Raw genomic sequence first — 11,098 nt, forward strand, 5'->3', positions numbered from 1 at the left:
CAGCAGTACACCGACGGAGCCACGCTGCGGGGTCTCGGCGACGGCGTACGCCTCGTCAGCGAGGRCGGCACCACGGCCCTCGTCCAGATCCGCTTCGACTCCAGCATGCAGGAGATCTCGCCGGACGACCTCGCCCTCGTGCCCGAGACCGGCGCGCAGCTGGCCGACGCGGGTGTCGAGGCCGACTACGGCCAGGAGCTGGTCTTCTCGACCGAGGTCGGGGGCATCGGCGAGGCGATCGGCGTCGGCGTCGCCGCCGTCGTGCTGCTGGTGATGCTCGGCTCGCTGGTGATGGCCGGGATGCCGCTCGCGGTGGCCTTCACCGGGGTCGGGGTCAGCCTCCTCGGCGCCCTGGCGCTCACCCACTGGCTGGACCTCCAGCAGATGGCCCCCGTGCTCGGCGCGATGCTCGGCCTCGCGGTGGGCATCGACTACGCGCTCTTCATCGTCAACCGGCACCGGCGCCAGCTCGCTGACCTGGCCCACGCCGGGCACGAGGTGGACCGGGAGGACGTCCGGCACAGCATCGGCCTGGCCACCGGCACGGCCGGCACGGCCGTCGTGGTCGCCGGCGCGACGGTCGTCATCGCCCTGGCCGCCCTGCTGGTCTCGGGCATCCCGGTGCTCGTCCAGATGGGTGTGCTGGCCGCGGCCACCGTGCTGGTCACCGTGCTCGTCGCCCTGACCCTGACCCCGGCGCTGCTCTCGCTCGCCGGTCGGCGCGCGATCCCGCGTCGTACGACGAAGGCGGGACCCCGCAAGGACGGCTGGCCCGAGAAGTGGGTCGCCGTCGTGACGCGCCGTGCCCCGGCCGCCGTGGTCGCCGTCGTGCTCCTGATGAGCGCGCTCGCGATCCCGGCCCTCTCCCTGCGGCTGGGCCTGCCCGACGGTGGCTCCGAGCCGCCGGACTCGACGGCGTACCAGGCCTACGAGCGGGTGGGCGAGGCCTTCGGCGCCGGCGCCAACGGCCCGATCGTGGTCTCCGCGGACGTCGAGCAACCTGTTGCCCAGGGCGACGTGGTTGCCACGCAGGCCCGCATCGGCTCCGCGCTCGCCGACGTGGAGGGCGTCAGCGACGTGCTCCCGATCGGGGTCAGCGAGGACCGCCGCACGCTCGCGTTCCAGGTCGTCCCCACGGACGGGCCCTCCGCCGAGAGCACCGTCGCGATCGTCGACGAGCTGCGCGGCCCGGTGACCGACGAGCTGGCCGCCGACGGCGTCGACGTGGGCGTCACGGGGGCCACGGTGGCCAACATCGAGGTCTCCCAGAAGCTCGCCGACGCACTCCCGCTCTACCTGGTGCTGGTCATCGGCCTGTCCCTGGTGCTGCTCACCATCGTGTTCCGCTCGGTGCTGGTGCCGATCATCGCGACCGCGGGCTTCCTGCTGTCGGTGGTGGCGAGCTTCGGCGTGATCGTGGCGGTCTACCAGTGGGGCTGGCTCGGTGGCGTCTTCGACGTGCACAACCCGGGCGCGGTGCTGAGCTTCATGCCGACGCTGCTCATCGGCATCCTCTTCGGCCTGGCCATGGACTACCAGATGTTCCTGGTGTCCGGCATGCGCGAGTCCTACGTGCACGGGCAGGACGCCCGCCGGGCGGTGCACACCGGCTTCGCCTCCGGCGCCCGGGTGGTCGCGGCGGCGGCGCTGATCATGGTGTCGGTGTTCGCCGGCTTCGTGTGGTCGCACATGACGATGGCCCGCCCGATCGGCCTCGGCCTCGCGGTCGGCGTGCTGCTCGACGCGTTCCTCATCCGGATGACGCTCACCCCCGCGGTGATGTCGATGCTGGGGGACAAGGTCTGGTGGATGCCGGTCTGGCTCGACCGGATCCTGCCGCACCTCGACGTCGAGGGCTCCGCGCTGGTGGACAAGCAGCGGGCGCCGCGCCGGCTCCCGGAGGACGAGCGCGAGGACGCGCTGGTCTGACCGCTGCCGGGGAGCCGACTACTCCTCGGGTCGCCGCCGGACGGGGTGGCCCTCGCCGGCCACCAGGTCGTGCGCGTGGACGGGGTCGGCGAGCTCGCGGTGGTGGGTGCGGACGGCGCCGAAGGTCCAGATCTTGTTGAGCACGAAGCCGAGCGGCGTCACCACCGCGATGACGATGAGCTGGCCCCAGTAGAGCCGGTTGCGGAAGCCGGTCGAGCCGTCGAGCACCGAGGTCGGCAGGGCCAGCGGCGAGCCGGGGTGGAGCAGCACGGTCAGCAGCGCCAGGCCGATCACCTGGCCGGCGAGACCGACCGTCAGGAAGGGCCAGTACTCGCGCCACCACCGTGCGTGGCGGGCGCTGCGGAAGGTCCAGCTGCGGTTGAGCTGGAAGTTCCACAGGTTGGCGACGAGGAAGGCCAGCGTCGAGTAGAGGTGGTACCAGCGGACGTTGAAGTCGCTGGCCGGGAGGCCGACGACCACGTCCTCGAAGGGCGGGCCGACCCTGTGCAGGAGCACCAGCACGAGGAGGTTGACGACCACCCCGCTGGCGCCGACGACGGCGAAGCGGGTGAGCAGCACGAGGTTGTGGCCGTGGCGCCCGACGATCCTTCGCACGACGCTCACGCGAGGAGGCTAGCCGGGAAGGCGGGAGCCCATTCGACCGCCGTGCGGGTCTGTGGGGAGAATGGGGGCATGAGCCAGCAGCCCTTCTCCCGTCCCGGTGCCGTCGACCTGTCCGGCCTGAAGCGTCCGGCGTCCGCTCCCGCCGCCGGAGCCGCGCCCTCGACGGGCTCCGCCGGAGGGTCGTCGTACTCCGTGGACGTCACCCAGGACAACCTCCAGCAGATGCTCCAGGAGTCGATGACCGCTCCGGTCGTGCTGGTCTTCCACTCCGCGACGCAGGCGCCGGGCAGCGAGGCGTACGCCGCCGACGTGGCCGCCGTGGTCGAGGGCCAGGACGGACGCCTCCTCGCCGGTCTCGTCGACATCGACGCCGCCCCGGAGATCGCGCAGGCGATGCAGATCCCGCAGGTGCCCCTGATGCTGGTGGTGCTCGACGGTCGGCCCGTGACGCAGCCGATCCCCGGTGCCCTGTCGCGCGAGGAGCTCTCGACGCTCTTCGGCCAGCTCTTCGAGCAGCTCACCACCCAGGGCATCTCCGGTCGCCACCAGCCCCGCTCCGGCGCGCCCGCGACCGGTGACGACGAGGAGCAGGTCGACCCGCGGTACGCCGCCGCCCAGGACGCCCTCGGCGCGGGCGACATCGAGGGCGCGGTGGCGGAGTACCAGAAGCTCGTCGACGCCAACCCGGCCGACGCCGAGGCCGCCGCCGGCCTGGCCATGGCCAAGGTCCTCCAGCGCACCCAGGGTGCCGACCTGCACGCCGCCCGTGCGGCCGCAGCGGATGCCCCCGACGACGTCGAGGCGCAGACCCTGGTGGCCGACCTCGACCTCCTCGGCGGCCACGTCGAGGACGCCTTCAACAGGCTGGTCGCCCTCGTCGCCCGGACGTCGGACGCGGACCGCACCCAGGCCCGCGACCACCTCCTCGGCCTCTTCGCGGCCGTGGGCAACGACGACGAGCGGGTGCTCGCGGGCCGTCGCAACCTGGCTTCTGCCCTGTTCTGAGCCGGGCAGGTCTCCCTCCCGGGGTTGTGTGTGGCTTCGGTGTCACTTGGTGACACCGAAGCCACACACAGCTCGTCAGGAGAGTGCGGCGACCACGGCGCGGACCGCGGGGGAGTCGCCCATCGATGCGCGGTGCAGGACCACCAGCTCCCGCGTGGGTGTCGGCCGGTGTGCGGCCACCGCGACGACGTCGTCGGCGAGGGGCGAGCGGCCGAGGCGGGGGACGAGCGCGATCCCCAGCCCGGCGCCGACCAGGGCCAGGTGGCTGTCGAACTCCATGGCCACGTGGGCGATGCGCGGCAGGCGGCCGGTGCCGTCGTACATCCGGCGGAGCCACTGGCGACAGATCGTCCCCTCCGGGGTGGCGACCCAGGCCTCGTCGAGCAGGTCGCGCGGCGAGACGCGGGTGCGGCCGGCCAGCCGGTGGTCACGGTGCACCACCACGTCGGCGACGTCGTGGCCCACCGTCGTGGCCACGACGTGCTCGGGGATCTCCAGCGGCACGTCGCCCCAGCTGTGCACCAGCCCGAGGTCGACCTGACCCGTTGCGACGAGGTCGACGGTCTGCCAGGGCTCGTGCTCGGCCAGGGTGAGGGCGAGGTCCGGATGGGTGTCCAGGAGGGCCCGCACCGACGGCGCCACGCGTCCTCGCATCGCCGTGGAGAACGCCGCCACCCGCAGGTGGCCGGCGACCCGGCCGGTGTCGCGGAGCAGCGACGACTCCAGTCCCTCGAGGTCGGTGAGCAGCCGGCCGCCGGCGTCGACCAGGTGCCGCCCGGGCCCGGTGAGCACGACCCCGCGACCCACCCGCTCGAGCAGCGCCACTCCCGCCTGTCGCTCCAGGCGCTTGACCTGCTGCGACACCGCGCTGGGGGTGTAGCCGAGGGCGTCGGCGGCGGCGACCACGGAACCGTGGGTGTCGACCGCGCGGAGCGAGGCGAGGGCGGCCAGGTCGATCATGCAGAGATGCTACATGGACGGCGGGACATTCATTTGCTGGTGCTTCATGGTGACCGGGCCCCAGACTGGAGCACGTGACCCTCCGCGACTCGCTCCTGGCCGCCCTCGTCGCCACCATCTGGGGCCTCAACTTCGTGGTCATCGACTGGGGCATGGACGGCGTCCCGCCACTGCTCTTCGCAGCCGTGCGCTTCACCGCCGTGCTGCTCCCGGCGATCTGCCTCGTCCGCCGCCCGGAGGCGCCGTGGCGCGTGGTCCTGGCCGTGGGCGCCTTCATGTCGCTGGGCCAGTTCGGCTTCCTCTACGTCTCGATGGCGGCCGGGATGCCRCCCGGCCTGGCCGCGCTCGTCCTGCAGGCCCAGGTCGTCCTCACCATCGTCATCGCGGCAGGTGTGCTCCGCGAGCTGCCGACGAGGTCCCAGGTCTCCGGGGTGGCGCTGGGCACCCTGGGTCTCGTCGTCGTCGGCGTCGGACGGGGCGGCGACGTACCGGCCGTCGCGCTCCTGCTCTGCCTGGCGGCAGCCCTCTCGTGGGGCGTGGGCAACGTGGTCGCCCGCGGCGCGGGCGTCAGCGGCGGGTTGTCGCTCACCGTCTGGTCGGCCCTGGTCGTCCCGCTGCCGTTGCTGGGGCTCTCCCTGCTCGTGGACGGACCTGATGTGGTCGGTGCCGCCCTGGCCGGCTTCTCGTGGCAGGCGGTGGTGTCGACGGTGTACACCGCCGGGCTCGCGTCCCTGGTGGGCTACGGCATCTTCACCGGGTTGCTGGGCCGCTGGCCTTCCGCCGCCGTGGTGCCGTGGGTGCTGCTGGCCCCCGTCGTGGCGATGGTCTCCGCCTGGCTGCTGCTCGACCAGGTGCCCAACGCGGCCGAGGCCGGTGGGGGCGTCCTGCTGCTCGTCGGCGCCCTGGTCGCGCTGCGGCCCGGGCCGGTGGCGACGTCGGCGCCCGAGGCGGAGCGCCGCCTGACGGCGCCTTGAGCTCCCGGACGTCGACCGGCCGGCCGTCGAACGCCGGCCGGTCGATGCCCGGTCAGTTCTCGGTCTCGCCCAGGGCCGCCCGCCCGGCCTCCAGCCGCGCGACGGGCACCCGGAAGGGAGAGCAGGACACGTAGTCCAGGCCCACCTCGTCGAAGAAGTGGATCGAGGCGGGATCGCCGCCGTGCTCGCCGCACACGCCGAGGTGCAGGTCGGGGTTGGCCGCGCGCCCGTCGGTGACCGCGCGACGTACCAGTGCACCGACGCCCTCCACGTCGAGAGACTCGAACGGTGACACCGGGAACACCCCCTGCTCGAGGTAGGTGCTGAAGAACGACGCCTCGACGTCGTCGCGGGAGAAGCCCCAGGTCATCTGGGTCAGGTCGTTGGTGCCGAAGGAGAAGAAGTCGGCGGAGTCGGCGATCGARCCGGCCGTCAGTGCGGCGCGTGGCAGCTCGATCATGGTGCCGATCTTGTGCGGGATCTCGACGTGCAGCTCGGCCTCGACGTCGCGGGCGATCTGCACGATCCGGCGCTTGACCAGGTCGAGCTCGCGGACGCTGGCCACCAGCGGGATCATGATCTCCGGCTCGGCGCGGCCTCCGTTGCGGATGCGCTCGGCGGCCGCCTCGAGGATCGCGCGGGCCTGCATGGTGAAGAGGCCGGGGATGACGATGCCCAGTCGTACGCCGCGCAGGCCGAGCATCGGGTTGGACTCGTGCAGCCGCTGGACCGCGGCGAGGAGCGTGCGCTGCCGCTTCTTGCGGTGTCCGCGGACGTCCGCCACCGCCATCGAGACGGAGAGCTCGGTGATGTCGGGGAGGAACTCGTGCAGCGGCGGATCGATGAGGCGGATCGTGACCGGCAGGCCGTCCATCGCCTCGAAGATCGCGAGGAAGTCCTTGCGCTGGAGGGGCAGGAGCTCGGCCAGGGCCTCCTCCTGGCCGGCCTCGTCCTCGGCCACGATGAGGTTCTCCACCAGCTGGCGGCGCTCGCCGAGGAACATGTGCTCGGTGCGGCACAGGCCGATGCCCTGCGCGCCGAAGCGGCGCGCGCGAGCGGCGTCCTGGGCGGTGTCCGCGTTGGTGCGCACGTGCAGCCGCCGCAGGGAGTCGGCGTGCTCCATGAGCCGGGACACCGCCTCGACGACCGGCTGGTCGGTGTCGTCGCCCTCGAAGTACCGCACCACGCTCGAGTCCACGACCGGCACCGCCCCATGGAAGACCTCGCCGGTCGAGCCGTCGATGGAGATGACGTCGCCCTCACGGATCGTGGGCCCGTTGCGGACCGTGAACTCGCCCTCGCGGGTGTCGACGTCCAGCGCCTCCGCGCCGCACACGCAGGTGCGCCCCATGCCTCGCGCGACCACGGCCGCGTGCGACGTCTTGCCGCCGCGGCTGGTGAGCACGCCGCGCGCCACCATCATCCCGTGGAGGTCCTCCGGAGTCGTCTCCTTGCGGACCAGGATGACGTCCTCGCCCTGGTCCGCCCACTCGACGGCCGTCGCCCAGTCGAAGACCGCCTTGCCCACGGCGGCGCCGGGGGAGGCGTTCATGCCGACGGCCAGCAGCGTCTTGTCGGCGCCGGCGTCGAAGCGCGGGAACATCAGGTTGGCCAGCTGCTCCCCGGTGACTCGCCGCAGGGCCTCGTCCATGTCGATGAGCCCCTCGTCGACCATGTGCACCGCGATCCGGTACGCCGCCTCGGGGGTGCGCTTGCCGACCCGGGTCTGCAGCATCCAGAGCTTGCCCTGCTCGACGGTGAACTCGATGTCGCACATGTCGCGGTAGTGGTGCTCGAGGGTTGACATGATGTCGAGCAGCTCGTCGTGGGACTTCCGGTCGACCTCGGCCATGTCGGCCAGGGACACGGTGTTGCGGATGCCGGCCACCACGTCCTCGCCCTGCGCGTTCTGGAGGTAGTCGCCGTAGACGCCCTGGTCGCCGGAGGCGGGGTCGCGGGTGAAGCAGACGCCCGAGCCTGATGTCATGCCCCGGTTGCCGAAGACCATGGCCTGGATGTTGACCGCGGTGCCGAGGTCCTCGGGGATCTGCTCCTGACGGCGGTAGAGGACGGCCCGGGGGGTGTTCCACGACTCGAAGACCGCCCGGACGGCGCGGTCCATCTGCTCGCGGGGATCCTGCGGGAAGTCGATGCCGGCGTGCTCGCGCACGATGCCCTTGAAGGTCTCGACGAGGGTCCTGAGGTCCTCGACGTCGAGATCGAGGTCGTCGGTCACGCCCTTGGCGTCCTTGGCCGCGTCGAGCGCGTCGGAGAAGTGCTCCCCGTGGATGCCGAGCACGGTGCCGCCGAACATCTGCAGCAACCGGCGGTAGGAGTCCATGGCGAACCGCTCGTCCTCGCTCTGCCGGGCCAGCCCGGCCACGGAGGCGTCGTTGAGCCCGATGTTGAGGACGGTCTCCATCATCCCGGGCATCGAGAACTTGGCCCCGGACCGCACGCTGACCAGCAGCGGGTCCTCGGGGTCGCCCAGCCGGCGGCCCATCGCCTGCTCGAGCGAGGCGAGGTGCGTGCCGACCTGGTCGGAGAGGCCGTCGGGCTCGGCGCCGTGGGAGAGGAAGGCGCGGCAGGCCTCGGTGGTGATGGTGAACCCCGGTGGGACGGGGAGCCCGAGGTTGCTCATCTCCGCGAGGTTGGCCCCCTTGCCCCCGAGCAGGTCCTTCTGGTCGCGGTCACCGTCGGCGAAGTCGTAGACCCAAGTGTTCATCCCAGGCATCTTGCTCCTCCGGCGCCCGATTGGGCAGTACCGAGCAGGGACGAGTCCCCAAAGTCCGGGACGGGAGTCGTGTCCCGGGGGAGGAGGGCGGTGGATCAGCGCCCGGACTCGGTGTAGTCGCCCTCGCCCGTGAGGGCCGCCTCGACGCGGCGAGCCGTGAAGTYGGCCGCCAGCTCGCGCACCTCGTCGAGCGTGCAGAACCGGACGTCGCGGATCTCGCGCTCCTGCTTGACCACCGTGTCCAGGACCGACGTCTCGTGCACCCCGCCGTCGAAGACCAGGCAGACGGCGTCGTCCCAGCCGCCCCACGGAGGGAGCCAGTCGGTGAGCAGCAGCGCCCCGGGCTCCAGGGTGAGTCCGAGCTCCTCCTCGACCTCGCGAGCCGCGGCGAGCCGGGGCGACTCGCCGACCTCGACGACGCCGCCCGGCAGGTCCCAGTCCTGTTTGTAGGTGAGCCGGCACAGCAGCACGCGGTCGTCCGGGTCGCGCAGCAGCATCTGGCTGATCGCCCGCTTGYGCGGGAGGAACGAGTTGAGCAGCGCACGGAAGCCGCCGGGCTCGTTGACCGACGCGTCGGTCGCGAGCCGGGCGTAGACGATGCGGTCGACCGGTCCGTCCGCGACGGTGACGCCACGCATGACGCCCTCGCGGTGCATCCCCGACCAGGTCGCCGTCCGCTGCGCCGCCTGGTCGTCGGGATCGACGAGCGTCTCGACGCGCGGGTGGTCGACGAGAGCGCGGGCGACCTCGCGGCGTACCTCGTCGATCGTGGTGTCGGCACTCCAGGCGAGTCGGGCGACCCCCTCGGCGACCGTCGTCACGGTGATCGGCTGGCTCACGCCGCCACCCTAGCCAGCGGGGGTGCAGCAGGACCGCACGGCGTGCTCACGCCGTCCCCGCGCCCCCGGCCGTGAGGTGGAAGGCCGGCTGGGAGAGGGCGGGTACGACGAGCACGCGCGGCGGTCGACCCAGGGCGGCCGCCGTCTCGCGCAGCGCCTCCTCGACGGTCGCGGTGGTGCGGGCGCCCATGGCGCGGGCCAGGTCGGGTCGCTGGGCGCCGGCGAGGAAGAACTGCGAGGAGTGCTCGCGGGCGATGCCGCCGACGTAGATCATCGAGAACGCGTGGAACGGGTGGTAGCCGTAGTGGTGGCGGTAGCGGTAGACCCACTCGGGGTCGGTGGCGAGCTCCTCCTGGTGCCGGACCATGTCCGCAGGGTGCTGGCAGGACTGCAGGCGCTCGAAGGCCGCCTCGTAGGGCGGGAACTCGGTGCTGTTGAACCAGCCGTCGCACACCGCCGCGGCGATCACGACGGGCTTGTCGACCAGCGCCCGCTTGGCCCGGACGAGGCTGGAGCCGACCGCCTGGGTCATCAGGATCGGGTTGGACCCCATGCCCGGCCCGTAGTGGAAGTTGCGGGGGATCCCGACCACGAGCACGTCCGCGGGGCCGTCCCAGGGGCCCTCGATGCGCAGGTCGGTGCGGGCGGTGGCGAGTGGCCAGGAGGCCTTCTCGACCTCAGGGATCCGCCCGGCGTAGACCCCGAGCTGGCGGGAACGGGAGTCGAGCACGGCATCGACGCTGAAGAACGGCTGGGGCATCACCTCCTCCATCCGCTGACCGATCGCCCGGAGCTGGTCGCGGAACCTGCTGCGGGTCGAGACCGGGACGAAGTCCTCGCGGTAGAGGCTGCGCGGGGCGTGGTGGGAGGCGATGGAGCGCCAGCTCGTCAGGCCGGTGGCGGGCATCTTGTAGCCGCCGCTGAAGCCGCCGTACGGGTTGCCGGCCGTGTGCCCGATGAGGATCGTGAGGTCACTGTCGACCACGGCCCGGTTGACCTGCACGGGGTCACCCAGGGCGGACTCGCCCAGGTCGACCATGCCGTCCGGATCCTCCGCGTCGTGGTTGACGACGTTGGCGCGGGGGAGCCGGGCGAGGGCGTCGCGGCCGAGGTAGGCCTCGAACTCCTCCCACCGGTTCTTGCGGTGCAGCCCGATGGCACAGACCAGACGGATGTCCTGCGGCGCGACCCCGGCGGCCTCCAGGTCGTCGAGCAGCTGGGGCAGGACCACCCGTCGGTGCGCGGTCTCGTGCTGGCCGCCCTTGACGCGGTCCGGGAAGGCGATGGTGACCTTCTGGCCCGGCCCCACCAGGCCGGCGATCGGGTCACAGCCGAGCGGGGCGTCGAGCGCCGCCCGGGTGGCTGCCGCGGGATCGGCCAGCGGCTCCGGCTCGTGGTCGGTGCGGTCGGAGGAGACCACCACCGCGTCGTCGGGGACCTCCACCACGAGGTGTCCGTCGCCGTACTCGATCTCGACCTGCATGCGATGCCCTTCACGTCAGGAGAATTGCCTGTTACACATTACATCCAATGTGCATGCTAATGTGCAGCAAGTCGCTCGACTTTATCTCAGGAGGACATGTGACGGCGCTCCGACGCACCGTCCTGTCACTCGCAGGGTTTGCCGTGGTCATTGCCGTGTGGTGGCTGGCCGCCTCGTCCGGTCTCACCGGCAAGGACCTGCCGACGCCCGGTGACGTCTTCGCCGCTGCGTGGTCGGGGCTGCGCGAGCCGGAGGGACTGATGGTGGACATCCGGCTCAGYGTCCTGCGGGTGCTGATCGGCGTCACCATCGGCTGCACGCTCTCGCTCCCGGTGGCCTTCGCGCTGGCGTGGTTCCCCACGCTGCGCGCGATGTTCGACCCGATCATCAACTTCTGCCGGGCCCTGCCTCCGATCGCCCTGTCGCCGCTGGTGATCATCTACCTCGGCATCGGCGAGGAGGCGCGCCTGTTCGTGCTCGTCTGGGCGGCGTTCTTCGCGTCGGTCGTCGTGCTCTACGAGGGGATCGCCGCCGTGGAGGACATCTATGT

Annotated in this window: 9 protein-coding genes; 4 read left to right on the plus strand and 5 right to left on the minus strand. The window is 72.0% G+C overall.

Annotated elements, in window-relative coordinates; translation table 11 throughout:
- On the plus strand, positions 1–1,929 hold a 1,929-nt coding region (locus tag AC1DQF_RS19540), incomplete at its 5' end, for an MMPL family transporter (protein ID WP_477526895.1).
- Positions 1,930–1,947: 18 nt separating this feature from the next.
- Here the strand turns inward: AC1DQF_RS19540 and AC1DQF_RS19545 are convergent.
- Entirely contained in the window at positions 1,948–2,553 is a 606-nt protein-coding gene (locus tag AC1DQF_RS19545) for a GtrA family protein (RefSeq protein WP_477526896.1), read from the minus strand.
- A gap of 69 nt (positions 2,554–2,622) precedes the next feature.
- On the opposite strand from AC1DQF_RS19545, the gene AC1DQF_RS19550 reads away from it, so the two are divergent.
- Entirely contained in the window at positions 2,623–3,558 is a 936-nt protein-coding gene (locus AC1DQF_RS19550) for a co-chaperone YbbN (RefSeq protein ID WP_477526897.1), read from the plus strand.
- Positions 3,559–3,633: 75 nt separating this feature from the next.
- Here the strand turns inward: AC1DQF_RS19550 and AC1DQF_RS19555 are convergent, their stop codons facing one another.
- Positions 3,634–4,518, minus strand: a complete 885-nt coding sequence (locus tag AC1DQF_RS19555; RefSeq protein WP_477526898.1) for a LysR family transcriptional regulator — start codon at positions 4,516–4,518, stop codon at positions 3,634–3,636.
- A gap of 74 nt (positions 4,519–4,592) precedes the next feature.
- Between AC1DQF_RS19555 and AC1DQF_RS19560 the strand changes: the two genes are divergently transcribed.
- Positions 4,593–5,492 (plus strand): EamA family transporter, encoded by a 900-nt coding sequence (locus AC1DQF_RS19560; RefSeq protein WP_477526899.1) that lies wholly within the window; start codon positions 4,593–4,595, stop codon positions 5,490–5,492.
- Positions 5,493–5,544: 52 nt separating this feature from the next.
- Here AC1DQF_RS19560 and ppdK read toward each other — a convergent pair whose 3' ends face one another.
- The 3 genes from ppdK to AC1DQF_RS19575 form a co-directional block, all read right to left on the minus strand.
- Positions 5,545–8,217, minus strand: coding sequence for a pyruvate, phosphate dikinase (gene ppdK, locus AC1DQF_RS19565; RefSeq protein WP_477526900.1), 2,673 nt, complete (start codon positions 8,215–8,217; stop codon positions 5,545–5,547).
- Between the two features lie 104 nt (positions 8,218–8,321).
- Complete coding sequence (locus AC1DQF_RS19570; protein ID WP_477526901.1) at positions 8,322–9,065, minus strand: NUDIX hydrolase; 744 nt, start codon at positions 9,063–9,065, stop codon at positions 8,322–8,324.
- Positions 9,066–9,111: 46 nt separating this feature from the next.
- A complete protein-coding gene (locus AC1DQF_RS19575; RefSeq protein ID WP_477526902.1) occupies positions 9,112–10,548 on the minus strand; it encodes a lactate racemase domain-containing protein in 1,437 nt (478 codons plus the stop codon).
- Between the two features lie 143 nt (positions 10,549–10,691).
- On the opposite strand from AC1DQF_RS19575, the gene AC1DQF_RS19580 reads away from it, so the two are divergent.
- On the plus strand, positions 10,692–11,098 hold a 407-nt coding region (locus AC1DQF_RS19580; RefSeq protein WP_477526903.1), incomplete at its 3' end, for an ABC transporter permease.

The sequence above is a fragment of the Nocardioides sp. P4_G4 genome (assembly GCF_056401085.1).

Bases quoted from the DNA above. Each gene is read 5' to 3' on its own strand.
- AC1DQF_RS19550 (WP_477526897.1), top strand. From the start codon at position 2,623: ATGAGCCAGCAGCCCTTCTCCCGTCCCGGTGCCGTCGACCTGTCCGGC.
- AC1DQF_RS19555 (WP_477526898.1), bottom strand. From the start codon at position 4,518: ATGATCGACCTGGCCGCCCTCGCCTCGCTCCGCGCGGTCGACACCCAC.
- AC1DQF_RS19575 (WP_477526902.1), bottom strand. From the start codon at position 10,548: ATGCAGGTCGAGATCGAGTACGGCGACGGACACCTCGTGGTGGAGGTC.